We start from the raw sequence: 24924 nt of genomic DNA, 5'->3' as shown, positions 1-24924 counted from the left end.
CTCACTTCTTCACCAGCGTCGCCACGGCCTCAACATGTGGCGACCAGAGGAACTGGTCAATCGGCGTGACACGTGTAACGCGATAGCCGCCCTTCACCAGAATGGCCAGATCGCGGGCGAGCGTCACCGGATTGCATGAAACCGCGACAACCTTCTCCACTTTGGATTTTGCCATTTCAAGCGCCTGTTCTTCCGCACCTGCGCGCGGCGGATCGAAAACCACGGCGTTATAAGGCAGCAACTCCTTCGGCATCAGCGGACGGCGGAACAGGTCGCGACGTTCGACCGAAACGGGCTTCAATCCCTGCACATGGCGCACGCCACGGTCGAGAGCCGCAAGGGCCAGCGCGTCGTTTTCAACGGCATGAACAGCGCTTTTTTCTGCAATCCGCAGCGCAAATGTGCCGACACCGCAGAAGAGATCTGCCACACGCTTGGCCTTACCGACATGGTCCAGAACAAGCTGCACCATTGCTTCCTCGGCATCGGCCGTTGCCTGCAAGAAGCAACCCGGCGGAACCGGAACCGGCACCTTGCCGAAATGGATGAGCGGCTTCTTCGGCTCGACAATGATCTCGCCTTCATGCGAAAGGCGCGCAAAGCCCTTTTTCATGACAAGCGCGGTCAGCGCGCGCCGTTGCTCATCGCTCAGCTTACCGCAACCGCTTGCCGCAAGATCGAGGCCGGATTCCGTCTGCGTCGCTGCCAGCTTGAACGGTTTGGAACCGGGTGCAATCAAGGCCCCGACTTCACGCAGATCATCAAGCCGCGCAATGATTTCCGGCACCGTGACCGCACATTCGACAATATCGATGATTTCATGGCTGAGGTGACGGTTGAAGCCGAGCAACACGCCCTTCTCCGTCTTGCGCGCCGCAAAAACAGCACGGCGGCGTGTCCGCGGCTGGCAAGCCACCAGCGGTGCAACCTCCGTGTCGATCCCCCTGCCCTTCAGCGCGGAGACAACCAGTTCTCGCTTCCACAGGCGATAGGGTTCATCCTGCCAATGCTGCAGCGCGCAGCCACCGCAATCCTCGAAATGCTGGCAGGCAGGCGCCTGCCGCTCGGGCGATGTTTCGAGAAGCGCCATAACCGTTGCGCGGTTCTTGTCGCGCGCAACATTGGCCACTTCGCCCGGCAGTGTGAAAGGCACATAAATCTGGCCATCAGGAAGGTTGGCGACGCCATCGCCGCCCGCACCAATCGAGCGGATTGTTATTTGCCCCATTGCCTGCGTTGTCATAGGTCCTTCTTTCCTGCCAGGAGATATTCACGATTGCCATCGCCGCCTTCGATGGGTGACGGGCAGAGGCCGAGCGCGCGCCAGCCGGGCAGCGTCTCAAGCCATGATTTCAGTTCTTCTGCTATGCGTTCGCCATCTTTCGGATCGCGCAAAATGCCGCCCTTGCCGATAGCCTCGCGGCCCGCTTCAAATTGCGGCTTTACGAGAAGCGCGCAGATAGCACCTTTTTGCGCAAAGGCCAATGCCGGAGGCAAGGCAAGTTTCAGCGAAATAAAACTCACGTCCGAAACCACGCAATCGATTTCGCGTCCATCGAGATGGGAAAGTTCCAGAGCACGAGCGTTGAGCCCTTCCTTGTTGGTGACGCGAGGATCGGCGCGCAAGCTTTCGTGCAACTGGTCGTGGCCGACATCAATGGCAAGAACATGGCTTGCGCCGCGCTCCAGCAAAACTTGCGTGAAACCGCCTGTCGAGGCACCGATGTCAAGCGCGGTACGCCCCTTCACATCAAGCTCGAAATGGTCAAGCGCCGCGATAAGCTTCAAGGCAGCGCGGGAAACGTAGGCACTCGCCGGATCATCCACGGCGATCTTTGCGGTGCGCAAAGCCGTCTGGCCCGGCTTGGTGACGGGCTTGCCGTCCACCTTGACCGTGCCTCGCTGGATTGCATCACGCGCCCGCGAACGCGTTGCAAACAGTCCAAGCTCCACCAGCAGCTGATCGAGCCGCAGGTTCTTGTCGCTCGTTTCTCCGCTCATCGGTCAGGCGCTAAACGGCGCTGCAACGGCCTCGCGGCCAAGAGCTGCAAACACCGCATGCACGATGCCTGTCCGGTCAAGACCGGCCTCGGCATACATGGCATCCGGCTTGCCGTGGTCCTGATAAGTATCCGGCAAGGTCAAAGCCCGCACCTTGAGGCCACGATCCAAAAGGCCGTCAGTCGCAAGGAATTGCAGCACGTGGGAAGCAAAGCCACCGACAGCGCCTTCTTCCACCATCACCAGCACTTCATGCTCGCGTGCCAGACGACGGATCAGATCGTGGTCGAGTGGCTTGGCAAAGCGTGCATCGGCAACCGTGGTGGAAAGACCGGCTGCACCCAGCTCATCGGCGGCGGCAAGACATTCCTGCAAGCGCGTTCCGAAGGACAGCAGAGCAACCTTCGTGCCTTCGCGCACGATGCGGCCCTTGCCGATTTCGAGCAGTTGTCCGCGCTCTGGCAGGTCAACACCGACACCATCGCCGCGCGGATAGCGGAAAGAGATCGGGCCTTCATCATATTCGGCAGCCGTGCGCACCATATGGCGCAGTTCGGCTTCATCCGATGCAGCCATCACCACGAAACCGGGAAGAGCTGCGAGAAAGCCCGTATCGAAGGAGCCTGCATGGGTCGGGCCATCGGCACCAACCAGTCCGGCGCGATCAATGGGGAAGCGCACCGGCAGATTCTGGATCGACACGTCATGCACGACCTGGTCGTAACCACGCTGCAGGAAGGTGGAATAGATCGCGCAGAACGGCTTATAGCCCTCGCTAGCCAGACCGGCGGCGAAGGTTACCGCATGTTGCTCGGCAATACCGACATCGAATGTGCGCTGCGGAAACACTTCGCCAAAAAGATCAAGCCCGGTGCCCGATGGCATGGCAGCGGTGATCGCCACTATTCTGTCGTCGTGACGGGCTTCTTCGATCAGGCTCGTGCCGAAAATCTTGGTGTAGCTCGGCGCATTTGCAGGGGGCTTCGACTGCTTGCCGGTGATGACGTCGAACTTGTTGACGCCGTGATATTTGTCGGCGGCAGCTTCTGCGGGCGCATAACCCTTGCCCTTCTGCGTCACCACATGAATGAGCACCGGGCCTTCCTGCGTATCGCGCACGTTTTTCAGGATCGGCAGCAGATGATCCAGATTATGGCCGTCGATAGGACCGACATAATAGAAGCCCAGCTCCTCGAACAGGGTGCCGCCGGTGAAGAAGGCACGCGCATATTCTTCCGATTTGCGGGCCTTGTCCTGCAAAAACTTCGGCAGTTTCTTGGCGACCTGCTTGGCAGCCTCGCGAACGCTGCGATAGGTCTTGCCGGAGACAAGACGCGCCAGATAGGCGCTCATCGCACCGGTCGGCGGCGCAATCGACATGTCATTATCGTTGAGGATGACAATGAGGCGCGCGTCGAGCGCACCAGCATTGTTCATAGCCTCATAGGCCATGCCTGCCGACATGGAGCCATCGCCAATGACGGCAATAACATTGCGCTTTTCGCCCGAAAGATCGGATGCGACCGCCATACCGAGGCCGGCGGAAATCGATGTCGATGAATGTGCAGCGCCAAAAGGATCATATTCGCTTTCAGTGCGCTTGGTGAAACCCGAAAGGCCGCCGGTCTGGCGCAACGTGCGGATACGGTCGCGGCGCCCGGTCAAAATCTTGTGCGGATAAGCCTGATGACCAACGTCCCAGATAATACGGTCGTGCGGCGTGTCGAAGACATGGTGCAATGCCACTGTCAGCTCCACCACTCCCAGTCCCGCTCCCAGATGCCCGCCTGTCGTTGAAACCACGTCGATCAGCTCTGCACGCAATTCCTGCGCGAGCTGCGGCAAATCGGATTCCGGCAATGCGCGCAGGGCTTCCGGGATCGGTGCCTTGTCAAGCAATGGGGTCGTGGGTCGGGACATTAAAACAACCTGTTTCTGGTTCGGTTTTGTTGTCGGTATAGCAGCAACGCGACAGGATCAAGCAGGGCGGGACATCGTGTCCTACAGCGGGAGGCAATCCACATTATTCAGGCAGAGGTATGAAATCCTTCTCGTCACCGGGCACGATATCGAAACGCCCGCTACGCCATTCTTCCTTGGCCTGCTCTATCCTCTCTCGCGATGAGGATACGAAGTTCCACCATACATAGCGCTTCGAGCCGAGAGTTGCACCGCCAAAAAGCATAATATGAGCACCTTCCGGCCCGGCCTGCACGACAATATCGTCACCAGGGCGGAATGCCAGCAAACGGTCCGGCGGGAAGACCTCACCGCCAATGCCGACATTGCCCTGCAGCGTATAGATGGCGCGTTCTTCGGCCACGGGCGGGATCGGAAAGCGCCCGTTCGGTTCTATACGAATATCCGCATAAAGCGTATCGGCGTGCTGGATCACCGGAGACTTCAGCCCCAGCATGGAACCCATGATCAGCCGACCGGAGAAATCGCGATCCTCCATCACCGGCAGTTCTGGCGCATTGGTGTGAAAAAATTCCGGGCTGATTTCTTCCAGCACATCGGGCAGCGCGAGCCAGGTCTGAATGCCGGAAATGGACAGTGGTCCGTTGCGCTCTTCTTCTGGCGATCGTTCGGAATGCACAATGCCACGACCGGCGGTCATGAGGTTCACATCACCGGGACGAATAACCATTTCGGTGCCGAGACTGTCTCTGTGGCGGATATGTCCGTCAAACAGATAGGTCACGGTCGAAAGGCCGATATGCGGGTGCGGGCGCACATCCAGCGCATCACCATCCCGCAAAACGGCGGGTCCCATGCGATCAAAGAAAATGAACGGCCCGACCAGACGGCGGCGCACGGTCGGCAAGGCTCGCCGCACTTCCAGTCCACCGATGTCGCTTGTGCGTGGAATGACCAGCGTTTCAATGCTGTCTACCGACGTCTTGTCGCCAAGAACCGGATCAGGACACGGAAAGAAACTCATGCAACGCAACTCCAGCTATTGCTCTACAACGCTTATATAAGCGGCGCCGTCATTTTATCGAATGTAGCTCCAAAACAAAACCGCACCGACAAGCGGTGCGGTTCGATCAGGATGCAAATTCTGTCAGCGCCCCTGCAACAGCTTGGAAAGCGAGCTGGCGTCAGGTACCTGTCCGTTGGTCGTCAGCTTGTCCACCAATCCCGGCAGAACCTGCGACAGCTGATCCAGAAGTTCCTGCTGGTCGATACCGGCGTGCTGAGCAATTTCGCTCAGCGTTTTCTGGCCGATTGCGTCGCCAAGCTGGCCCGGCTCGATTGAATGATTGGTTCCCTGTCCGACCCAGGAATCCACCTTTTCACCTAGGCCAGCCTGTTTCAACTGATCAAGGAGGCCGCCAAGACCACCGCCCAGCGAACCCGGAGCCGAGGGAGCTGCTGAGGCATTTCCGGCAGCCGCACCGCCAAGCAGGCCGCCAAGCCCGCCAAGGATACCGCCGAGCAGGCCGCCGCCCGCTTGCGACTGATCCGGTACTGGTATGGGCTGCGCCTGAGTGGCCTCCGTCTCTTCGCTATTACCCTTCAGCATCTTGCCGATCAGCAGGGCGCCGAGCGCAATCAGAACCGGTTTCGCGAGGCTTCCGCCGGGAATGGGCGAATTGCCTGAGTTGTCGTCATAACTTCCCATCACACGATACTCCCTGTTATCCGATGCCAACTGTGCATTCGGTAAGTTAAAGTTAAATGGGTTTCCCGATTTGACAAGCATTATACCTTGCAAATTTTATAGCAGTGTGAAAATTTCCTAAGTGCGTGATGCAAAAGTGTATTTACGCATCGGGAGATATTAGATGTCTGTTATAAGCTGGATAATACTAGGCTTGATTGCCGGCTTCATCGGCAGCAAGATCGTTAATAAAAGTGGCCAGGGCCTGTTCCTGGATATTGCTCTCGGCATTGTCGGTGCCATTGTCGGCGGTGTGATCTCGTCTCAGCTTTTTGGACGTGGCGTCACTGGCGCATTCGATCCGATCAGCCTTGTTATCGCGATCATCGGCTCAATAATCGTGTTGTGGGTATACCACGCAATTACCGGCAAGCGTTCCATCGGCTGATGTGATAGTTACAGATTTCAGGCTCCGGCTCGTCCGGAGCCTTTTTAGTTCTGTCGGCCGAAAGACCTGCCAATCAATGAGCTTTCTGGAACCATATATTGCAGCCTATGGCGCGCTTGCGCTTTTCGTAATCGTATATTTCGAATCCTTCGGTGCACCATTGCCCGGTGAGAGCGCCCTTATAGCAAGCTCGCTGCTTGCCTTGCATGGAACGCTCAATATCGAAGCCGTACTGATTGCCGTATTCATCGGCGCCATACTTGGCGATTGCACCGGATACCTGATCGGCCGTTTCGGTGGCCGCCGCCTGATCCTGCGATACGGGCACCTCGTCAAGCTGACGCCTGAACGGCTGGAACAGTTCGAGAAACTTTTCGACAGCAAGGGAATTTACGTGGTCGCGACGGCTCGCTTCGTCGTGCTCCTGCGACAGCTCAACGGCATCGTTGCGGGTTCGATGAAAATGAACCCGCTGCATTTTCTGGCGGCCAATATCGTCGGAGCTGCAGGATGGACACTGGTCTGGGGCCTAGGTCCCTACATGCTGAGCGGGATTCTCGCGCCTTATGTCACCCAGCTCAAAACGCTGTTCTGAGCAGAATTATTGGACCAGTTTATTCCGGATCGAGCGGTTCGGTTCCGACCGGCTGGCCGTCGCGGCCAATGCGAATCTTCTCCACCTTGTCCTCGGCAGACTTCAGCAGCGTGTCGCAATGCTTTTTCAGAGCCTCGCCACGCTCATAGATGCGAATGGACTCTTCCAGCGGCACGTCGCCCCGCTCCAGATCGTCGACGATCTTCTCAAGCTGCTTCAACGCATCCTCGAAGCTCATTACTGCAATGTCGGCGTTGGACGGTTCGGTTACCATGATTCATCCTTTCAACAGCCGCGTAATATGCGTAGACGCGGACTGCGACAAGCCCTCTAGATCATATCCACCTTCAAGCACACTCACTAGCCGGTGATCGCAGAACCTTTCTGCCCGCTCCATGAGTTTGCCCGTCGCCCAGTCAAAATCCGCTTCATCAAGATTGAGCTCGGCCAGCGGATCGCGAAAATGAGCATCGAAGCCCGCCGAAATAAGGATCAAATCTGGCCGGAAATTGTCCAAAGCGGGCAATACACGACTATTAAATGCCTCGCGGAATTCGCGGCTTCCCGTATCGGGGGAAAGCGGTGCATTGAAGATGTTGCCGACGCCGGTTTCGTCCTTCGACCCCGTTCCGGGATATAAAGGAAACTGATGCGTCGAACAGAACAGAACGCTTGGATCGTCCTTGAAAATATCCTGCGTTCCGTTGCCGTGATGGACATCCCAATCGACGATGGCGACACGTTCCGCGCCGTGACGCTGCTGTGCATGACGGGCCGCAATCGCAATATTGTTGAAAAGGCAAAAGCCCATCGCAGTGGAAAGCTCGGCATGATGTCCCGGCGGGCGGGCTGCAACGAACACGTTGTTTGCTGCACCGGAAAAGACATCATCGACCGCCGCCGTCGCCGCACCAATCGCTGTCAGCGCTGCATCCAGACTTTTCGGGCTGACATAGGTGTCGCCATCAAGCTTCACCACGGGCGCTGGCGCTTCCTCGTCCGAAGCAGGCTCCGGTATTCCGGCGCGTATGGCTTCCAGATGTTTTTCCGGATGGGCAAGCAACACTGACGCCTCGTCGCCGCGCGGCGCTTCCACCCGGTCGAGCCGATAGAAATCCGGCCCCTCCAATTCGCTCATCAAGGCACGGATACGATCCGGGCGCTCGGGATGGCCGGGTGGGGTCAGATGTTCGAGATAGATCGGATGCCAGTAAAGCCGTGTCGTCATCGATTCACTATAGCATCTCACTGGCGCATGACCATGACGGTCATGCGCCAGCTTTGTCTGAAGGAGATTAGATGATTTCCGTACGGGCGATGTGGATGCCGAAACCTTCAAGGCCGACATAGTGGCGCTCACGCGATGCCAAAAGCACAATCGACGTGATTCCGAGATCCTTCAATATCTGCGCACCAAGGCCGATCTGACGCCATTCCTCCTCGCGGGCAACCGCTTCGGCATGGCTTTCATGCTCGCTCTGGATCGCGTCACGGGCGCGGGTGTCGTGGTGATCGGAACGCACGCCAACAGAACCTTCGCGCAGATAGACCAGTACGCCGCGACCTTCCTTGCCCATCTTTTCCATGATGGCATCGAGATTGCTGCCGCCTTTGCCAAAGACATCGTTCAGCACATCTTCGCGATGCAGGCGGACCGGCACTTCCTCGCCGTCACGAATATCGCCGAACACGACGGCTACGTGCTGCATGGGTTCCCATGGCAGTTCGTAGGTGTAGGCATGGGCCGCACCTGCACAGGTCTTGACCGGTGCATCACCAACGCGCTTGACCAGCGTTTCCTTGCGCTGGCGATAGGCGATGAGGTCGGCGACCGTAACCCGATGCAGCGTGTGCTTTTCAGCAAAGGCCTTCACGTCCGGACCACGCATGACGGAACCGTCATCGTTGACCAGTTCGCAGATAACGCCGATGGGCGGCAGGTTTGCGAGCTTGCAGAGGTCGACAGCGGCTTCCGTATGGCCGGAGCGCATCAAGACGCCGCCTTCGCGGGCAACCAGCGGAAAAATATGGCCGGGACGCACAAAATCCGAAGCACCGGCATTCGGGTTCGCCAGATTGCGCACGGTCAGCGTGCGGTCTTCTGCCGAAATGCCGGTCGTCGTGCCATGGCGGTAATCAACCGTCACAGTGAACGCTGTTGTGTGAGCGGATTCGTTTTCGGCAACCATCGGCGCGAGGTTGAGACGCTTGGCTTCGTCGCGAGTCATCGGCGTACAGACGATGCCGGACGTATGGCGGACGATAAAGGCCATCTTTTCCGGCGTGCAATGCACGGCGGCAACAATCAGGTCGCCTTCGTTCTCGCGCCCGTCATCATCCATGACCACAACGATTTCGCCGCGTTCGAAAGCGCGAAGCGCATCCACGACCTGTTTCTGGTTATAGCTCATTTCGACCTCTATGTGTCAGGCAACCAACGGGCCCTATCGTCGGTCAGATATGGCCAATATGGCCGAATTCAATCAGATGCGGCCAGTCTGGCCCCAAATTGTTTAGACGCGGCCAGTTTGGCCCCAAGTTAGTCAGACGCGGCCAGTCTGGCCGCGGTGACGCAGATAATGATCTGCAATCGCACAGGCCACCATCGCCTCGCCGATCGGTACGGCACGAATACCCACACACGGATCGTGACGGCCCTTGGTCATCACATCCACTTCCTTACCGTCCTTGTCGATGGAGCGACGCGGGGTCAGGATCGACGAGGTCGGCTTGACGGCGAAACGCGCCACAACCGGCGCACCGGTCGCAATGCCACCCAGAATGCCGCCCGCATGATTGGACAGGAACAGCGGCTTGCCGTCATTGCCCATGCGCATTTCGTCGGCGTTCTCTTCGCCGGTAAGACGGGCAGCCTCGAAACCGTTGCCGATTTCCACACCCTTCACGGCGTTGATCGACATCAGCAGGCTTGCAATATCCTGATCGAGCTTGCCGTAGATCGGCGCCCCGATACCAGCAGGCACACCTTCAGCGATAATCTCGATGACTGCACCGACCGACGATCCACTTTTGCGAATGCCATCAAGATAGTCTGCGAACAGCTCGACCGAACCCGCATCCGGCGAGAAGAAAGGATTGTTGTCCACTTCCGACCAGTTCCAGCGACGGCGGTCGATACCGTGCACGCCCATGGCCACCAGCGCGCCCTTGACCTCAAGCCCCGGCACGACCTTGCGCGCTATGGCGCCTGCTGCCACACGAGCTGCCGTTTCGCGCGCCGACGAACGTCCGCCGCCGCGATAGTCGCGAATGCCGTATTTGACGTCATAGGTATAATCGGCGTGGCCCGGACGATATTGACGGGCAATCTCGCCATAATCCTTCGAGCGCTGATCGGTGTTCTCGATCATCATCGAGATCGGTGTGCCAGTCGTCGTCATGGTCACGCCGTCGTCGCCCAAAAGAACACCGGAAAGCACGCGCACCTGATCCGGTTCGCGGCGCTGCGTCGTATATTTGGACTGGCCGGGCTTGCGCTTGTCGAGATAGGCCTGAATTTCGGCTTCTGTGAACGTAATGCCGGGCGGGCAGCCGTCAACAACGCAACCGAGCGCCAGACCGTGGCTTTCGCCCCAGGTGGTTACGCGGAACAGATGACCGAAACTATTGTGAGACATGCGCGACGCCTGAATAAATTGTCCTTGTCCGGAGCAGGTCAAGGAGAGAGCAGCTACTTTACGGCCCGGTTTTATTGAGCTTTTTGACGCCGGTCAAATCAAGCTCCTCGAGGACGTAAAATTTCCTTCTGAAGTTCGATATCCGGCATTTTTTTTGACACATTCCGCACGCTACACTGTGGGATATCCGGCGCGACGCGCTGAAAATCGCAATCACGACAATCGTGTCGAATCGGTCAGGCGACAACCCAACCCGAGGCACAACCAAAGGAACGGAAAGTCATGCATTATCTGGTCGGATTAATTCTCATCGTGGCGTCGCTTTTCTCGACGGTAGCGATGGCAGACGATGCCGAAGGCAAGATCACCGGTATCAACAAGGACAGCGAAACCATAACGCTGGATGACGGCCAGACATACAAGCTGCCCGGTGAGTTCGATTACAGCGCGATCAACAAGGGCATGAAGGTCCTTATCATTTATGACATGGTCGACAGCACGCGCTTCATCACCGACATTCAGGAAGCGCCGTAAGCACGCCCCCAGAAAGAGAATGAGCGGCTCATAAGCCGCTCTTTTCATGTGGGCTGAAACCAGCCACTTCTGACAACACGCGCCCAATCGGCACGACCGTTGTTTTCCGCCATCCGGACCATCCGCGCCGTATCGTAGGGAATATTGCGCAGGGTTATCTGCCAGCCGGTCCCGGTCTGTTCGATGACAGCGTAGGATGCATTGGGATTGCCGGTCTGGACGACGTGCGGAACCGGATGATCGTCGTCGTAACCGGGGCAACCCACGCTTCCCGGATTGACCAGCATTCGCCCATCTCCCAGGCGAACGATCCTCGGCGTGTGCGTATGCCCGCAAAAGATCAGCGACGCAGCTATCTCTTCAGCTTCCGCCTCGATCTCATCTCAGGTTCGCAGAACGACTTCGCCGTTCGCGGTCACTTTCTCCATCCAGTAGGTGGTATCGCTTGACGGTGTCCCGTGGCAGATGAATATCCGTCCATCGGCCAGAGACTGAGATGCGGGCATTGCAAGCAGCCATTCGATGTGTCGGTCATCAAGCTGCTCGCGCGCGACCCGATCCGACGGCCCCATATCTGCGAGCGGCTTTTCGACAAGCCAGCGATCATGATTGCCACGAATGCAGATCATTTCTCGCGTCATCAGCATATCTGCTGTCTCACGCGCGGCCAAAGGACCACTTAGATGATCGCCGAGATTGATAATCGTCTGGATTTGCAAAGCATCGATATCGGCCAGCACTGCAGCCAAGGCGTCACTGTTGCCGTGAATATCCGATATGACCGCGAAACGTTCGAAGGGCATAAAACGCCTCCACCGCTGGCAAAATTATGTTTACGGTCACTATAGACTGATTTGCGGGATCAAACCCACTCCAGCTTGCCGTTTGCAAACTTCAGAATTTTGTCCTGCGGGATGGAGAGATTGGCAGCGGCGTGGCCGTCCATGTCCCCGTAGAGGTAAAACAGCGTGCGGATGCAGCCACCATGCGTCACGCAGATAGTCGGCCATTCCACGGCTTCCACCCAGCGCCCGATGCGGCGCGACAGGCCCATGTAGCTCTCGGCGGTTGTGCCCGGCGGCACGAAATTCCACTTGTCGCGGGCGCGCGCTTCCAGAAGGTCTTCACGCTCTCTGGCAATGTCTTCCATCATGAAGCCCTGCCAGTCGCCGAAATTGACTTCCATCAGTTGCGGATCGGTGCGGTATTCATACGGATCAAGACCCATACGCAAACGGATACGTTCCATCGTCTCACGCGTGCGTCGCAGCGGGCTTGCAACGAAGTCGAAGCCTGCACCCTCGCCAATCAGCGATTTCAGCATATCGCCGTTGCGGTCGGCCTGGCTGCGCCCATTATCGTTGATATCGATATCAAGCTGCCCCTGAATACGCTGCGAAACATTCCAGTCTGTCTCGCCGTGACGCGAAAAGTAGATGATCTCCCGAGCCACAGCCCTACCCCTATCTGCCGCCAATGAATAATCTGGACAACTTCCCCGCAGCGGGAAAGACAAAGAAAAATCCCGAAAAGCCGATCAGCCTTTCGGGATTTTGTATTCGCTGCTTCAGTCTTTCACGACCGAAATATCCGGAGCGTCAACCGCTTTCATGCCGATGACATGATAGCCGCTATCCGCGTGGTGAACTTCGCCAGTCACCGAACGGGACAGGTCGGAAAGGAAATAGAGGCCGACATCGCCCACTTCCTCGATGGTGACGGTACGGCGCAGCGGCGCGTTGTACTCGTTCCACTTGAGGATATAGCGGAAGTCGCCGATGCCCGAAGCGGCAAGCGTCTTGATCGGGCCAGCCGAGATTGCATTGACGCGGATGTTCTGGGGGCCGAGATCGACGGCCAGATACTTCACGCTTGCTTCGAGAGCAGCCTTGGCAACACCCATGACGTTATAGTTCGGCATGACCTTTTCGGCGCCGTAATAGGTCAGCGTCAGGATAGATCCGCCGTCCGCCATCAGCTTTTCCGCGCGACGCGAAATAGCCGTCAGCGAATAGACCGAGATCAGCATCGTGTTGGTGAAGTTGGCTTCCGACGTATCGACATAACGACCCGTCAGCTCATCCTTGTCGGAAAAGCCGATGGCATGCACCACGAAATCGAGCTTGCCCCACTTCTTTTCAAGCGTCTCGAAAACAGCGTCCATGCTGGCAGCATCAGCCACATCGCAATGTCCTGCCACGAATGCGCCAAGCTCTTCAGCCAGCGGTTCGACACGCTTCTTCAATGCATCGCCCTGATAGGTGAATGCGAGCTCTGCGCCTGCATCACGAGCGGCCTTGGCAATACCCCATGCGATGGAGCGGTTGTTGGCGACGCCCAGAATCAATCCACGCTTGCCCTGCAACAAACCTGACTGTGCGGTCATTAGGGGTCCTCATTGAAAACAATTAACTTGTTGCCCTATCGCACAGGCTCGGCTCTCCTTCAAGCAATTGCAGTGAAAAAGCCGGGCATTGTCACTTTACTGCCGCAAAGAGACAACACCCGGCTTTAAACGATTGAAGTCGAGTTGGTTAAGCCTGTGCGGCGATTGAGCATTTTCAGGGCGTGATGCGTTAGCGTCTCAGCGCCCTGGTATCAGGCGACTTTGCGCTTTTGCAGGAATTCTTCCAGTTCCTTGTCGCCGCCTTCCGGCAGCATGATCCGCACATGAACGTAAAGATCGCCGCGCCCATCAGCTTTCAACGGGAGGCCTTTTTCTTTCAGGCGCAGCACGCGATCGGAACTCGACCAGGCCGGAATTTTGACTGCGATACGCCCATCCAGCGTTTCGACTTCCTGCTTGCCACCCAGAACCGCATCGGCAAGCTCGACCGGCAGATCTACATGGACATCACGTCCTTCGAGGCGAAACCGCGGATGCGCCTTGAAGTGTATCGTGACCAGCGCATCGCCTGCCGTTCCGCCCATCAACGGCTCGCCCTGCCCTTTCAGGCGAATGGTCTGACCGTCTTCAACGAATCTCGGCAATTTGATCTTCAGGTGCTTGCCATTCGGGAAGATCGCCTCGACCTTCTCCGCACCGGCCGCCTGCTCCAGCGTAATATTAATAGACGCGGAAAGGTCAGCTCCCTTGGCCGGGCCGCGCTGACGCGCACCACCACCAGCACGGGCGCCTCCACCGAAAGCACCGCCGAAAAGGTCGTTCAGAATATCCTCCGCGCCGCCGAAACCGCCGCCTTGCTGAAAGCCGCCGGGACCAGAACGGAATTCAAAGTGACTGTTGCCGTCGCCACCTTGCCGGAAACCGGCAAACGGGTCGCCATGAGCGCCGCCGAAGCCCTGTCCGCCGGTGAAACCCTGAAAGGCGGGCTTGCCTTCGGCATCGATCTCGCCCCGGTCAAACTGACCACGCTTGTCCTTGTCGCCCACAATTTCATAGGCCTGGTTTAGTTCTGCAAAGCGCTCCTGCGCTTTCGGATCATCCTTGTTCTGATCCGGATGGTGCTTTTTGGCCAGTTTGCGAAAAGCCGATTTTATTTCCTCGGGCTTCGCCGTTTTGGCGACGCCCAGCACGCTATAGGGATCGCGCATATAGTTCCTCTTTCAGGAAAATAACTATGAGATGAGTAAGACTCGTTGCCCATAATATGCGCATATGGCCGGAAAAGTTCCAGTCAGGCCGGGCTTTTCTTTTCAAATGGGCGCGAACGAAGTCACCGTCCATTGACCACCACGCTGCATGCAGGTTTCGCCGCGATAGATGGAAACACCGTCAAAAGCTTCACGCGAGGTTTCGAATTCGCGGCAAAGCTGGTTGTTCTTGCTGTTCTCGGCAATGGTGGTGATCGTGCCCTGGCTGCCCGTATCGGGATTGGCCCACGGTACGGGCTTCTTGCCCCATTCCGTGAAATTGAGCGCGGAAACAACGTTCCTGATCGCGGATTGGTCGGAAAGCTTGCCAGTATCGGTCTCAACCGGCTGCAGCTGTTTCACCGATCCGGTGATCGTGGAAGAATCGGGAACCGCCTTTTCAATGCTCACGCCACCCATGGCGCAACCGGCAAGCGAGAGGATGCATATGCCAATCGCGGCCTTGCGCAGCGCATTTGCGCGGCAGCTCAGGCTCCAGAGATTGTCCTTGTGGCGAAGCGTCTCGACAGCCAACGCTATTCCCTTATTTTTACACGCTAAAGATGCAGGGATTATGAGTGAACTTGAGTTAACAAGCAGTGTGCCGGAAAGGTAAACAAATCGGAATCAGAGCACAACGCCCAACTCCGCACTTTAATCAGCCATCAAACGATGTGCCCGGTTTTCTGCATCCGGTTCGAGAAAGGCCAATCAACCGGCAGCTCGTTGCCTTTCCGAAAATGAAGAGCGTGGCGCGTTCACCGTCGCCGTGCGTGTTGCGTAGCCGTTCCGGCCAGCCTGCTTTACCTTGTAAAGCGCAAGATCGGCCCGGGCAAAAACGTCAAGGTCACTCGTTTCGTTGTCGCGTTCCTCACTGGCAATGCCGATACTGACAGTCATGACGAGTTTCTGTCCATTGAAGGCAAGCGGGGCATCGTTGATCGCCCTGACGATGTCGCGTGCGATTTCCGTCGCTTCCTGCTCGTCCATCTTTGTCAGCAGAATGGAAAACTCATCACCGCCGAGACGTGCCAGCACACCGCGCCGATTAAGGACGTCGACCGCCACATCGGCAAAATGCACGAGCGCCTGATCGCCCAGCGCGTGACCATAGGTGTCGTTCCATTGTTTGAAATTGTCTATGTCGATCAGCATGACGCTATAGGCTGTACCGTCCTCGCTGAACGCCAACTCCGCCCTTGCGAGTCTTTTCATGAAATGACGGCGGTTCGGAAGCCCGGTCAGCTCGTCCGTTTCTGCTACCTTGGCCATATCGCCATGCAAGCGGTTCATCGCCATGACGATAAAGCCGAAATTCCAGATCATGCCACTATAGATCACACAGACAAGCGCATAGCTTTCGATGGTAAAATAGAGCGACTGGTCGAACTCACCCACCCATGCGGCGATGTTCAACGAGGTCTCAATGGCGTGCCCAATGATACCGAGCAAAAAGGCCATGATAGCAATCTGACCGCCGAGACCAATGCCCTTCTGCCGGGCCAGATAGAAAACCGTCATCCCCATGGGCACTGACTGCCCCACGGCATAAGCAATGTTGCGCCCCTGCCAGCTCGAATGAAATGCCGCCATGACGGCGAAACTTGCGAGCGATATTCCCATCGCCAGCCGCCAGCCGCCTTTGTGGCCATAGAAATAACGCGCACCAACCCAGGCAAGGCAGAAACCGTAAATGATGATGGTATTACCGGTGACCGCAGGCCAGAACGCGCCCTCATTACCCTGCAGCGAAAGCACGAAGCCTCCGACCAACAGAAGCGTCGTCGAAAGAAGCCAGATTCTGGCAGGCCGGAATTTGCGGTAAGAGAAGGCGATGGCGGTCCAGATGATGCAGACCGTCAGAGAATTTAAGAGAATTACAATAAAAAGCGTCAAAAAATCGAGTTTTGGCATAGCCCCCACCTTGACCGGCGCCCTACAAGAAGTTGCCCGCTAAGTAAAGCCATGTCGAACCCTGCGACGACACATCCCGGCAAGACCATGGACAAAATGCCGGTTATGGAAGAAGCTCCCTCCCGACCCGCCCCATTGGGGTTTCTTTGGCGGGGATTCCCTTGCAGGATGATCCGCAAATTCCGACAGGCTTTGAAATATCCAAAATGACAAACGCAAGCGACGACTTCACCGAATCCTCCCAGCCGTTCAAACTTTTTGCAGACTGGCTGACCGATGCCAAAGCAAGCGAGCCGAACGATCCCAATGCGGTCGCGCTGGCAACAGTCGATCCCGACGGCCTACCCAATGTGCGCATGGTGCTGTTGAAGGATTTCGACGAACAGGGGTTCGTCTTCTACACCAATTATGAAAGCACCAAGGGCAAGGAAATCCTGTCAGCGGAAAAGGCCGCGATGTGCTTCCATTGGAAGACGCTGCGCCGTCAGGTGCGCGTGCGCGGCGCGGTGGAGAAAGTCAGCGATGCCGAGGCCGATGCCTATTATGCTTCGCGCCCGCGCGGCAGCCGCATCGGCGCCTGGGCATCCAAGCAGTCACGCCCGCTGGAAAGCCGTTTCGCGCTGGAAAAAGCCGTTGCGGAATATACCGCAAAATATGCCATCGGCGACATTCCACGCCCGTCCTACTGGTCGGGTTTCCGTATTCGTCCGGTCTCGATTGAATTCTGGCATGACAGGGCCTTCCGCCTGCATGACCGCGTTCTGTTCACACGCCCCGCACCTGAGGGCGACTGGAACAAGGAACGGCTTTATCCGTAACCGCGAAAGACAGCCCGAGCCCCGCCCTCATCCTGAGGTGCAGAGCGCAAGCGGAGCCTCGAAGGATCACGTTAAGATAGCCCCGTGCTTCGAGGCAGGCTTCGCCTGCACCTCAGCATGAGGGGCTATCGCCATATCCCTATACCAGCGGCTTGACCGCCACCCAGAGACTTCCGAGAACGAGCCCGAGGAAAATCAGCCAGCCAACAATATTGTTGGATTTGAACAGTTTCAGGCACTGGTCGGGATTGTCGATATCGAGCACGATGATCTGGCGATAAAGGTGTACGCCTGCTGCGAGCAATCCAGCCAGTGCTGGCATCGGCACCTGCGCCACGGCGAAAGCCGCCGCGAAGAAACCAATAGCGCCGCCATAGAGGATCATCAGCGCCGTCTTGGTGTGCTTGCCGAACAGGCGCGCCGTGGAGCGCACGCCCACCAGCGCATCGTCTTCCTTATCCTGATGCGCATAGATCGTGTCATAGCCGATCGTCCACAGGATCGCGCCGATATAGAGAAGCACCGGTGCAAGGCTGAGTGAACCTTCCACCGCAGCCCAGCCCATAAGGGCACCCCACGAGAAAGCAAGACCAAGAACGAATTGCGGCCAGTTGGTGATGCGCTTCATGAAAGGATAGGCGGCGACGATCAGAAGCGAGAAAATGCCGAGCCCGACTGAGAACCAGTTGAATTGCAGCACCACCACGAGGCCGACCAGCGCCTGCAAGACGAGAAACAGCTTGGCCTGCCCCCTCGTCACCTGCCCCGATGGCAGCGGTCTTGAACGCGTGCGATCCACCTTGTCGTCAATATCCTGATCGACAAGATCGTTATAGGTGCAGCCGGAGCCACGCATGGCAATGGCGCCGATCAGGAACAGAACGAGATGCCAGATCGAAGGCATGACGGCCCAGGCGCCATCGCCCGGCTTGGCGCCCGCACCTGCCACCAACGCTGCCGACCACCAGCATGGCCAGAGCAGGAGCTGCCATCCGATGGGACGATCCCAGCGGGCGAGCTGCGCATAGGGCCAGAGCCAGTGCGGCAGCAGCTTATAGACCCAATGGCCCGATGGAGCATCCTTTACACGCCCTTGCGCATTGCGTGACTGAATCGATCCGTGTAGTTCGGGCTGTGACATGGCGAAATCCTTGATATATGCAGCCATCACTATAACCCCGACGAAGACGGAGCAAGCAATGAGAGTTCTTTTAATCGGTTCTGGCGGTCGTGAACATGCTCTGGCCTGGAAACTGTCCGCTTCTCCGTCACTGACAAAGCTCTATTGCGCTCCCGGCAATCCGGGCATTGCGACGGTCGCCGAACTCGCCGATATCGGCGTCGATGACCATCAGGCTCTGATCGCCTTCGCCAAGGACAGGAAGATCGACCTTGTAATCGTCGGCCCGGAAGCGCCCCTCGTGACTGGCCTTTCCGATGAAATGCGCGCAGAGGGTATCCGTGTGTTCGGCCCCTCCAAGGCTGCGGCACAACTGGAAGGGTCAAAGGGCTTTACCAAGGATCTCTGCGCACGCTTCGATATTCCAACGGGTGCATATGGGCGCTTCAACAATGCGCCCAAGGCCAAGGCCTATATCCGCCAGCAGGGTGCGCCCATCGTCGTCAAGGCCGACGGGCTTGCAGCAGGCAAGGGCGTGATCGTTGCGATGACGCTCGATGAAGCGCTCGACGCCGTGGATGCCTGTTTCGAAGGTGCATTCGGTTCCGCCGGTGCCGAAGTGGTGGTTGAGGAGTTTCTGGACGGCGAAGAAGCAAGCTTCTTCTGCATATGCGATGGCAAGACCGCCTTGCCGCTCGGCTCGGCACAGGATCACAAGCGCGTCGGCGATGGCGATACCGGCCCGAATACGGGCGGCATGGGTGCCTATGCCCCTGCTCCGGTCATGACGCCGGAAATTGTCGAACGCACGATGCGCGAACTGATCGAACCGACCATGCGCGGCATGGCTGAAATCGGCGCACCATTTTCCGGCATCCTGTTCCTCGGCCTGATGATCGGCAAGGATGGCCCAAAGCTCATCGAATACAACACTCGTTTCGGTGACCCAGAATGCCAGGTACTGATGATGCGCCTCAACAGCGACCTGCTCGCGCTCATCAATGCTGCCGTGGACGGCAAACTGGATCAGGTCTCTCTCGACTGGAAAGACCAGCCTGCGCTGACGGTTGTGATGGCTGCGGAAGGCTATCCGTCCAATGTGAAGAAGGGCAGCGTCATCCGCGATCTCGACAAGCTTGAAGGCATTGATGGCGTCAAGGTCTTTCACGCGGGAACGGCGGAGAAGGACGGCAGCATCGTAGCCAGTGGGGGCCGCGTGCTCAACATCACCGCCATTGCCGACACGGTTGCCGAGGCACAGGCGCGCGCCTATGAAGCCGTGAAACTTATCGACTGGCCGGAAGGTTTCTACCGCTCCGATATAGGCTGGCGCGCTGTCGAGCGGGAAACCCAAGCCGACAAGAAATAGCCTCGACAGCATTATCTGTAACCGCCAAGTTTCGGCCCTCACAGGCGGATAATGCCTAGTGGATTGCATTTGACGTTTGATACCCGTCCGATATTAATCCCGTTTCAAACGTCAAATTCGAAAAATCCACGAGATTGTTCACCTCCGTACAAATGGCTGTGAAGCCGCAGCGCAATATTGACGTTTACGTAATAAGCCGATAGCTCTTGTGTTGAACAGCCAAAATGGCTCCTGCCGGATTGCATGAAGCACCGGCGCAGGGCGGGCTTCCGAGGAGAAGTCCGCGAAACATACTCGGAGGAAAGATGTATCGCGCGCCGGTTTCTGAAATTTCCCATACGCTGATGAAGGTTGCAGGGCTGGAGAAAGCCCTCGATGACAACCGCTTCCCCGAATTTTCCGCCGATCTTGCCGCCGCCATTCTGGAAGAAGCCGGCAAGTTTGCCTCCGAGCGCGTCGAGCCTCTGCGCATCACCGGCGACAAGCACGGCGCGACCGTCAAGGACGGCGTCGTCACGACAGCGCCGGGCTGGAAAGAGCTTTACCGCGACTGGATCGAAGGCGGCTGGAACTCGCTGACCGGCACGCCGGACTATGGCGGTCAGGGCCTGCCCACGATGATGTCGGTGGCAGTGAGCGAAATGTGGAACTCTGGGACGCTTGCCTTCGCCATTGCCCCGACGCTGACCATGGGTGCCGTCGAAGCAGTCGAAAAGCACGCCTCCAAGGAGTTGAAGGACATCTATCTCGAAAAGCTGATTAGCGGCGAGTGGATGGGCACCATGAACTTGACCGAACCGCACGCCGGTTCCGATCTTGGTGTACTTCGCACCCGTGCGGAACGCGCCGGTGACGGCAGCTACCGCATCTTCGGCCAGAAGATTTTCATCACTTATGGCGAGCATGACCTGACCGACAATATCGTGCATCTGGTACTGGCGCGCCTGCCCGATGCCCCGGCCGGAACGAAAGGCATTTCGCTTTTCCTGGTGCCAAAATTCCTTGTCAACGATGACGGCTCGCTTGGCCGCAGGAATGATCTGTTCTGCTCCGGCCTTGAGCACAAGATGGGCATCCATGCCTCGCCAACCTGCACCATGATTTATGGTGACGGCTTCGTGAAGGGTGAGGAACAGGGTGCAGTCGGTTATCTGATCGGCGAGGAAAATCGCGGGCTGGCCTGCATGTTCACCATGATGAACAATGCGCGTCTACTGGTCGGCATTCAGGGTGTCGGCGTTGCCGAGGCCGCTTATCAGCAGGCTCTTGCCTATGCCAAGGAGCGTAAGCAGGGCCGCGCCATCGGCGCTGATCCTAAGCAAGGCATGAGCCCGATTATCGAACACCCCGACGTGCAGCGCATGCTCTTGACCATGAAGGCGCTGACGCAGGTTGCCCGTTCGATCACCTATTCCTGCGCACATGCCATCGACATGAGCCATGCGACGGACGGTGCAGACCAGCAATTTTGGTCAGATCGCGCCGGTCTGCTGACGCCGCTCGCCAAAAGTTTTGCGACCGATGCGGGTGTGGATGTCGCTTCGCTGGGCATCCAGATTCACGGTGGCATGGGCTTCATCGAAGAGACAGGTGCTGCGCAATTGCTGCGTGATGCCCGCATCACCCCAATCTACGAAGGCACCAACGGCATTCAGGCCATCGACCTCGTGGCGCGCAAGCTGCCGCTGGGTAATGGCGAGCACATCAAGGATTTCCTAGCAGAGTTGCAGGATGATGCCGACAAGGCCACCGCGTCCAATCGTCCGGAACTCGGTGAAACCGGCGCGCGCCTTTCCAAGGCCATTGCGGAAGCCCGCGAAGCAACAGACTGGCTGCAAAAGGCCGTTGCCGAAGGGCAGCTTGAGGCAGCCCTTGCCGGAGCCACGCCTTATCAGCGGCTTTTGTCGCTCGTTTCCGGTGGCGCCTATCTCGCGCGTGCAGCGCTTGCGGACGGCGATAGCGGTCGCGCAGTGCTGAGCCGCTTCTTCGCGGAAAACATGCTTGCCGAAGTATCGTCCCTGAAGGACACCGTCATCACCGGTGCTGCCAGCCTTGCCGCCGCCAAATCCGCGCTGGAGGCATAAGCATGAGCGAACATATCCTGATCGAACGCAAAGGCGCGGTCCAGATCATTCGTCTCAACCGGGCCGACAAGAAGAACGCCATCACCCGCGCCATGTATGCCACCATGGCAAAGGCGCTCAAGGAAGGCGATGCCGATGACGCGGTGCGTGTGCATGTGTTTCTCGGGGTTCCGGGTGCATTCTCATCCGGCAACGACATGCAGGATTTCATGGCGGCTGCGATGGGCGGCGATCTCGGCAACGACATTCTGGATTTTCTGGGTGCTCTTTCCAGCGCAAAGAAGCCGATCGTTTCCGGTGTCGATGGCCTTGCCATCGGCATCGGCACGACCATCCACCTGCATTGCGACCTGACATTTGCAACGTCGCACGCCCTGTTCCGCACGCCTTTCGTCGATCTTGGCCTTGTGCCGGAAGCAGCTTCCAGCCTGCTGGCACCACCGCTGATGGGACATCAAAAGGCATTTGCCCTGCTGGCGCTCGGTCATGGATTTACCGCGGAAGCCGCACAGGAAGCCGGAATCGTCTATCAGATCGTTGCCGACGATGTGCTGGAAACGGAAGTGATGAAGGCCGCAGAAGAAATCGCTGCCAAGCCTCCGCAGGCCATGCAGATCGCCCGTGCGCTGATGCGCATGCCAGCTGAAAAAGTTTCCGAACGCATTGCGCGTGAGGCCAAACATTTTGCTGAACGGCTTACCTCGGATGAAGCCCGCGAGGCCGTCATGGCATTTCTCAGCCGAAAAAAATAAACCCGAACGTCTTCTTTTCTGGGCGCATCTTTTCCGAAAACCGGTTTCCACTTTTCGGGATGCGCCCCAAGACGTTCGGGGGCTTTTTGGAGGTCAGCCAAGGTTTTTTTGAAGGGGTCGCCTTATCTCAGGCGACCCTTTACCCTTTCTAGAGCGCATCCCGAAAACCGCTTCACACTTTTCGGGATGCGCTCTAATTCAATTTCGAGCAATGATTTCCTTGCCGGAGATCACCAGACGGACGCCAAGCGTACCGGTCTTGCGGCGAGCGAGAAAACGCGGACGGCGACGGCGCGGCTCCTGCCCCTGACGGCGAGCCTGCGGCTGGCTGGTCCGGACTGCGCCGGTGCTTTCGTAAAGCGGGCGGGCAACGCCGTCTTCCTCGACCAGCATCATCGGCAGATTGAAGCTTGCCGCCCAGGCGCGCCAGTCGGCGGCAACGTCAGTCAGATCATGTGCGACAAGCAAGGGAACGGAAAGCTGCGGGTCTTCATGCATCAGCTCCAGCGTCACCGTGATTTCGCCGAACTCGTCTTCCACCGCACGGGCGGCAACGCCGACAAATGCGTTGGCCGGGAGAGCGATCGACATCGGCAGACCGCTTGAAGGCAGAACCTGCCGGATCACTGCGCCGCGCTCGTTGATGGTGAAGGTAACGTCGCTGCTCCCGTCATGGGTCGCATAGCTCACAACCTGCGGAAAGTGAAACGGATCAAGCCGCAATTCCCGTCCTGCCCAGTCGGGCTTCAGTCCCTTGCTCATCATTTTCGACGCCTCTGTCTCTCTGTTTTTTTATTTTTGAGAGCCGGTTATTCCGACTTCCCTTTGTCGAGCTTTTTGCTCTTCGTTGAGATGGAGAATAGGCGCGGTTTATTACCGACGGGCTTAATGAGTTAAGTTAACTTTTTCCTGCCTTTTCCTTTGGTTAGCAGATTGCAACCAGGTGTAAGAATTCGGAAATTCTTCTGAAGAAGTGTTTACTAAAACAAACGGGCGGTTAATACCGCCCGCCTTACTCGATTAAATAGTGATACTTTATAGAACCTTGCCGGGGTTCATGATGCCTGCCGGATCGAAAGCTGACTTGATGCGGCGCATCAGGTCAAGCGCGACATCCTGCTTGAAGAAAGCCAGTTCTTCGCGCTTGAGCTGACCAATGCCGTGTTCTGCCGAAATCGAACCCGTATAGCTCGCGACGATCGTGTGGATACGGTGGTTCAGCTCGTGCCATCGCGCAAGAAAGGCTTCCTTGTCAGCGCCTACCGGCTGCGAAACGTTGTAATGCAGGTTGCCGTCGCCGATATGGCCGAAGCAAACGATGCGCGCACCGGGAATCATTTCCAGCGTCGCGGCATTGGCTTCGTGGATGAAGGCGGGGATGGATGCGACCGGCACGGATATGTCGTGCTTGATCGAGCCACCTTCCGGCTTCTGCGCCCAGGACATTTCCTCGCGCATTTTCCAGAAGGACTGCGCCTGCGCAACGCTTTCGCCGATGGCCGCATCCTGAATAATATCGCTCTCGAAGGCTTCGGTCAGGATCGTTTCCAGCGTCGTGCGCGCATCTTCTTCTGAGCGGGTAGAAGAAATATCGATCAGCACATACCAGTCATGCGGGCTTTCGAGCGGATCGCGCACGCCATCGACATGGCGCACCGTAAATTCCACGCCCACGCGCGGCATCAATTCGAAGCCGGTCAGCGACGGGCCTGCATGTTCCGTTGCAAGCTGGAACAGGCGCAGCACGTCTTCCGGATTGCGCAGTCCTGCATAAGCTACGCCCTTGCCCTTCGGCTGCGGGAAGATTTTCAGCACCGCAGCCGTGATGACACCAAGCGTGCCTTCCGAACCGATGAAAAGGTCTTTCAGGTCGTAACCGGTATTGTCCTTTTTCACATAGCGAAGATCGTTGAGAATCTCGCCGGTCGGCAGCACGACCTCAAGGCCGAGGCAAAGCTCGCGCATGTTGCCATAGGCAAGCACTGCCGTGCCGCCAGCGTTGGAACCAAGATTGCCACCGATCTGGCATGAACCTTCGGCACCCAGCGACAGCGGAAACAGGCGACCGGCTTTTTCAGCAGCTTCCTGAAGGTTCTTCAGGATGACACCGGCTTCAAGCGTTACCAGATTGCCGACCGTATCGAGGTTACGGATACGGTTCATACGGCCGAGCGACAGAATGATGGCTGCGCCGCTTTCATCGGGCTGCTGGCCGCCGACGAGGCCCGTATTGCCACCCTGCGGCACCACCGGTGTTTTCGTCTCGCTGGCAAGCTTCATGATAGCCGCGACTTCTTCCGTCGACCCCGGACGAAGGACGAGAGGTGTGCGACCGTGATAGAGATCGCGTTGCTCGACGAGATAAGCGGCGAGATCTTCCGGCGCGGTGAGCGCATTCTTTTCGCCCACGATGGCGGAGAAACGTTCGATCAGAGCGGTGTCCAGCATAG

24 protein-coding genes and 1 pseudogene are annotated in these 24924 nt (G+C 57.6%); 7 read left to right on the top strand and 18 right to left on the bottom strand.

The features are described from left to right. Position 1 precedes the first annotated feature (1 nt). From OHI65_RS12035 to OHI65_RS12015, 5 genes are all read right to left on the bottom strand, one after another. Complete coding sequence (locus OHI65_RS12035; RefSeq protein WP_043062677.1) at positions 2 to 1243, bottom strand: class I SAM-dependent RNA methyltransferase; 1242 nt, start codon at positions 1241 to 1243, stop codon at positions 2 to 4. Next, positions 1240 to 2001, bottom strand: a complete 762-nt coding sequence (locus OHI65_RS12030; protein WP_151688986.1) for a TlyA family RNA methyltransferase — start codon at positions 1999 to 2001, stop codon at positions 1240 to 1242. Before OHI65_RS12030 ends, OHI65_RS12035 begins: the two co-directional genes overlap by 4 nt. A gap of 3 nt (positions 2002 to 2004) precedes the next feature. Further along, entirely contained in the window at positions 2005 to 3921 is a 1917-nt protein-coding gene (dxs, locus tag OHI65_RS12025) for a 1-deoxy-D-xylulose-5-phosphate synthase (protein ID WP_012090818.1), read from the bottom strand. Positions 3922 to 4024: 103 nt separating this feature from the next. Beyond that, the gene (locus tag OHI65_RS12020; RefSeq protein ID WP_264358912.1) at positions 4025 to 4945 is read right to left on the bottom strand and encodes a pirin family protein; all 921 of its coding nucleotides are present in this window, start codon (positions 4943 to 4945) and stop codon (positions 4025 to 4027) included. A gap of 123 nt (positions 4946 to 5068) precedes the next feature. Continuing rightward, positions 5069 to 5629: a YidB family protein gene (locus tag OHI65_RS12015; RefSeq protein WP_029925573.1), complete on the bottom strand. Its 561-nt coding sequence runs from the start codon at positions 5627 to 5629 to the stop codon at positions 5069 to 5071. A gap of 163 nt (positions 5630 to 5792) precedes the next feature. Between OHI65_RS12015 and OHI65_RS12010 the strand changes: the two genes are divergently transcribed. Next, entirely contained in the window at positions 5793 to 6056 is a 264-nt protein-coding gene (locus tag OHI65_RS12010) for a GlsB/YeaQ/YmgE family stress response membrane protein (RefSeq protein ID WP_006466196.1), read from the top strand. A gap of 76 nt (positions 6057 to 6132) precedes the next feature. Beyond that, a complete protein-coding gene (locus OHI65_RS12005; RefSeq protein ID WP_151688983.1) occupies positions 6133 to 6651 on the top strand; it encodes a DedA family protein in 519 nt (172 codons plus the stop codon). Between the two features lie 19 nt (positions 6652 to 6670). On the opposite strand, the gene OHI65_RS12000 is transcribed toward OHI65_RS12005, so the two are convergent. The 4 genes from OHI65_RS12000 to aroC form a co-directional block, all read right to left on the bottom strand. Beyond that, positions 6671 to 6925: an exodeoxyribonuclease VII small subunit gene (locus tag OHI65_RS12000; protein WP_002963588.1), complete on the bottom strand. Its 255-nt coding sequence runs from the start codon at positions 6923 to 6925 to the stop codon at positions 6671 to 6673. Between the two features lie 3 nt (positions 6926 to 6928). Continuing rightward, positions 6929 to 7879: a histone deacetylase family protein gene (locus OHI65_RS11995; protein ID WP_151688982.1), complete on the bottom strand. Its 951-nt coding sequence runs from the start codon at positions 7877 to 7879 to the stop codon at positions 6929 to 6931. Between the two features lie 67 nt (positions 7880 to 7946). Then, the gene (ribB, locus tag OHI65_RS11990; RefSeq protein ID WP_012090813.1) at positions 7947 to 9062 is read right to left on the bottom strand and encodes a 3,4-dihydroxy-2-butanone-4-phosphate synthase; all 1116 of its coding nucleotides are present in this window, start codon (positions 9060 to 9062) and stop codon (positions 7947 to 7949) included. A gap of 132 nt (positions 9063 to 9194) precedes the next feature. Beyond that, on the bottom strand, positions 9195 to 10289 hold the full coding sequence (gene aroC / locus OHI65_RS11985) for a chorismate synthase (RefSeq protein WP_010658360.1): 1095 nt from the start codon (positions 10287 to 10289) through the stop codon (positions 9195 to 9197). Positions 10290 to 10571: 282 nt separating this feature from the next. On the opposite strand from aroC, the gene OHI65_RS11980 reads away from it, so the two are divergent. Then, a complete protein-coding gene (locus OHI65_RS11980; protein WP_010658359.1) occupies positions 10572 to 10823 on the top strand; it encodes a DUF1344 domain-containing protein in 252 nt (83 codons plus the stop codon). A 44-nt stretch (positions 10824 to 10867) separates the two neighbouring features. On the opposite strand, the pseudogene OHI65_RS11975 reads toward OHI65_RS11980, so the two are convergent. The 6 genes and pseudogenes from OHI65_RS11975 to OHI65_RS11950 form a co-directional block, all read right to left on the bottom strand. Then, positions 10868 to 11626 (bottom strand): annotated as a pseudogene (locus OHI65_RS11975) (metallophosphoesterase family protein). 59 nt (positions 11627 to 11685) lie between these two features. Further along, positions 11686 to 12276, bottom strand: a complete 591-nt coding sequence (locus OHI65_RS11970) for a histidine phosphatase family protein (protein WP_036581416.1) — start codon at positions 12274 to 12276, stop codon at positions 11686 to 11688. A gap of 114 nt (positions 12277 to 12390) precedes the next feature. Next, positions 12391 to 13209 (bottom strand): enoyl-ACP reductase FabI, encoded by an 819-nt coding sequence (fabI, locus tag OHI65_RS11965; protein WP_010658356.1) that lies wholly within the window; start codon positions 13207 to 13209, stop codon positions 12391 to 12393. Positions 13210 to 13421: 212 nt separating this feature from the next. Further along, positions 13422 to 14378, bottom strand: a complete 957-nt coding sequence (locus tag OHI65_RS11960; protein WP_264358911.1) for a DnaJ C-terminal domain-containing protein — start codon at positions 14376 to 14378, stop codon at positions 13422 to 13424. Between the two features lie 102 nt (positions 14379 to 14480). Continuing rightward, complete coding sequence (locus tag OHI65_RS11955; RefSeq protein WP_255414753.1) at positions 14481 to 14909, bottom strand: RT0821/Lpp0805 family surface protein; 429 nt, start codon at positions 14907 to 14909, stop codon at positions 14481 to 14483. A gap of 219 nt (positions 14910 to 15128) precedes the next feature. After that, the gene (locus tag OHI65_RS11950) at positions 15129 to 16331 is read right to left on the bottom strand and encodes a GGDEF domain-containing protein (RefSeq protein ID WP_264358910.1); all 1203 of its coding nucleotides are present in this window, start codon (positions 16329 to 16331) and stop codon (positions 15129 to 15131) included. A gap of 206 nt (positions 16332 to 16537) precedes the next feature. Between OHI65_RS11950 and pdxH the strand changes: the two genes are divergently transcribed. Beyond that, positions 16538 to 17149: a pyridoxamine 5'-phosphate oxidase gene (gene pdxH, locus OHI65_RS11945; protein WP_029375899.1), complete on the top strand. Its 612-nt coding sequence runs from the start codon at positions 16538 to 16540 to the stop codon at positions 17147 to 17149. Positions 17150 to 17288: 139 nt separating this feature from the next. On the opposite strand, the gene ubiA is transcribed toward pdxH, so the two are convergent. Beyond that, on the bottom strand, positions 17289 to 18290 hold the full coding sequence (gene ubiA, locus OHI65_RS11940; RefSeq protein WP_264359159.1) for a 4-hydroxybenzoate octaprenyltransferase: 1002 nt from the start codon (positions 18288 to 18290) through the stop codon (positions 17289 to 17291). Positions 18291 to 18348: 58 nt separating this feature from the next. Between ubiA and purD the strand changes: the two genes are divergently transcribed. The 3 genes from purD to OHI65_RS11925 all read left to right on the top strand — a co-directional run bounded on the left by purD (position 18349) and on the right by OHI65_RS11925 (position 22474). Next, on the top strand, positions 18349 to 19638 hold the full coding sequence (purD, locus tag OHI65_RS11935; RefSeq protein WP_264358909.1) for a phosphoribosylamine--glycine ligase: 1290 nt from the start codon (positions 18349 to 18351) through the stop codon (positions 19636 to 19638). A 305-nt stretch (positions 19639 to 19943) separates the two neighbouring features. Then, positions 19944 to 21722 carry an acyl-CoA dehydrogenase gene (locus tag OHI65_RS11930; protein ID WP_264358908.1) on the top strand — a complete coding sequence of 593 codons (1779 nt, stop codon included), beginning with the start codon at positions 19944 to 19946 and terminating at the stop codon, positions 21720 to 21722. A 2-nt stretch (positions 21723 to 21724) separates the two neighbouring features. Next, the gene (locus OHI65_RS11925) at positions 21725 to 22474 is read left to right on the top strand and encodes a crotonase/enoyl-CoA hydratase family protein (RefSeq protein WP_264358907.1); all 750 of its coding nucleotides are present in this window, start codon (positions 21725 to 21727) and stop codon (positions 22472 to 22474) included. 198 nt (positions 22475 to 22672) lie between these two features. On the opposite strand, the gene OHI65_RS11920 is transcribed toward OHI65_RS11925, so the two are convergent. Together OHI65_RS11920 and OHI65_RS11915 are read right to left on the bottom strand one after the other, a co-directional pair. Further along, entirely contained in the window at positions 22673 to 23239 is a 567-nt protein-coding gene (locus OHI65_RS11920) for a DUF6101 family protein (protein ID WP_010658347.1), read from the bottom strand. A 270-nt stretch (positions 23240 to 23509) separates the two neighbouring features. Continuing rightward, positions 23510 to 24922 carry an FAD-binding oxidoreductase gene (locus OHI65_RS11915; RefSeq protein ID WP_029925591.1) on the bottom strand — a complete coding sequence of 471 codons (1413 nt, stop codon included), beginning with the start codon at positions 24920 to 24922 and terminating at the stop codon, positions 23510 to 23512. Positions 24923 to 24924 lie beyond the last annotated feature (2 nt).

The organism is Brucella sp. MAB-22 (assembly GCF_025908475.1).
Lineage (GTDB): Bacteria > Pseudomonadota > Alphaproteobacteria > Rhizobiales > Rhizobiaceae > Brucella > Brucella anthropi.
This window is presented reverse-complemented; position numbering and strand designations above follow the sequence as displayed.

Excerpts from the sequence above, each read along its gene's own strand:
- aroC (WP_010658360.1), bottom strand. The coding sequence starts at position 10,289 with ATGTCTCACAATAGTTTCGGTCATCTGTTCCGCGTAACCACCTGGGGC.
- OHI65_RS11920 (WP_010658347.1), bottom strand. The coding sequence starts at position 23,239 with ATGATGAGCAAGGGACTGAAGCCCGACTGGGCAGGACGGGAATTGCGG.
- ubiA (WP_264359159.1), bottom strand. The coding sequence starts at position 18,290 with ATGTCACAGCCCGAACTACACGGATCGATTCAGTCACGCAATGCGCAA.
- pdxH (WP_029375899.1), top strand. The coding sequence starts at position 16,538 with ATGACAAACGCAAGCGACGACTTCACCGAATCCTCCCAGCCGTTCAAA.
- OHI65_RS11960 (WP_264358911.1), bottom strand. The coding sequence starts at position 14,378 with ATGCGCGATCCCTATAGCGTGCTGGGCGTCGCCAAAACGGCGAAGCCC.
- OHI65_RS11930 (WP_264358908.1), top strand. The coding sequence starts at position 19,944 with ATGTATCGCGCGCCGGTTTCTGAAATTTCCCATACGCTGATGAAGGTT.
- OHI65_RS12030 (WP_151688986.1), bottom strand. The coding sequence starts at position 2,001 with ATGAGCGGAGAAACGAGCGACAAGAACCTGCGGCTCGATCAGCTGCTG.
- OHI65_RS12035 (WP_043062677.1), bottom strand. The coding sequence starts at position 1,243 with ATGACAACGCAGGCAATGGGGCAAATAACAATCCGCTCGATTGGTGCG.
- fabI (WP_010658356.1), bottom strand. The coding sequence starts at position 13,209 with ATGACCGCACAGTCAGGTTTGTTGCAGGGCAAGCGTGGATTGATTCTG.
- OHI65_RS12000 (WP_002963588.1), bottom strand. The coding sequence starts at position 6,925 with ATGGTAACCGAACCGTCCAACGCCGACATTGCAGTAATGAGCTTCGAG.
- dxs (WP_012090818.1), bottom strand. The coding sequence starts at position 3,921 with ATGTCCCGACCCACGACCCCATTGCTTGACAAGGCACCGATCCCGGAA.
- OHI65_RS11995 (WP_151688982.1), bottom strand. The coding sequence starts at position 7,879 with ATGACGACACGGCTTTACTGGCATCCGATCTATCTCGAACATCTGACC.
- purD (WP_264358909.1), top strand. The coding sequence starts at position 18,349 with ATGAGAGTTCTTTTAATCGGTTCTGGCGGTCGTGAACATGCTCTGGCC.
- OHI65_RS11915 (WP_029925591.1), bottom strand. The coding sequence starts at position 24,922 with ATGCTGGACACCGCTCTGATCGAACGTTTCTCCGCCATCGTGGGCGAA.
- OHI65_RS12005 (WP_151688983.1), top strand. The coding sequence starts at position 6,133 with ATGAGCTTTCTGGAACCATATATTGCAGCCTATGGCGCGCTTGCGCTT.
- OHI65_RS12015 (WP_029925573.1), bottom strand. The coding sequence starts at position 5,629 with ATGGGAAGTTATGACGACAACTCAGGCAATTCGCCCATTCCCGGCGGA.
- OHI65_RS12010 (WP_006466196.1), top strand. The coding sequence starts at position 5,793 with ATGTCTGTTATAAGCTGGATAATACTAGGCTTGATTGCCGGCTTCATC.
- OHI65_RS11950 (WP_264358910.1), bottom strand. The coding sequence starts at position 16,331 with ATGCCAAAACTCGATTTTTTGACGCTTTTTATTGTAATTCTCTTAAAT.
- ribB (WP_012090813.1), bottom strand. The coding sequence starts at position 9,062 with ATGAGCTATAACCAGAAACAGGTCGTGGATGCGCTTCGCGCTTTCGAA.
- OHI65_RS11925 (WP_264358907.1), top strand. The coding sequence starts at position 21,725 with ATGAGCGAACATATCCTGATCGAACGCAAAGGCGCGGTCCAGATCATT.
- OHI65_RS12020 (WP_264358912.1), bottom strand. The coding sequence starts at position 4,945 with ATGAGTTTCTTTCCGTGTCCTGATCCGGTTCTTGGCGACAAGACGTCG.
- OHI65_RS11980 (WP_010658359.1), top strand. The coding sequence starts at position 10,572 with ATGCATTATCTGGTCGGATTAATTCTCATCGTGGCGTCGCTTTTCTCG.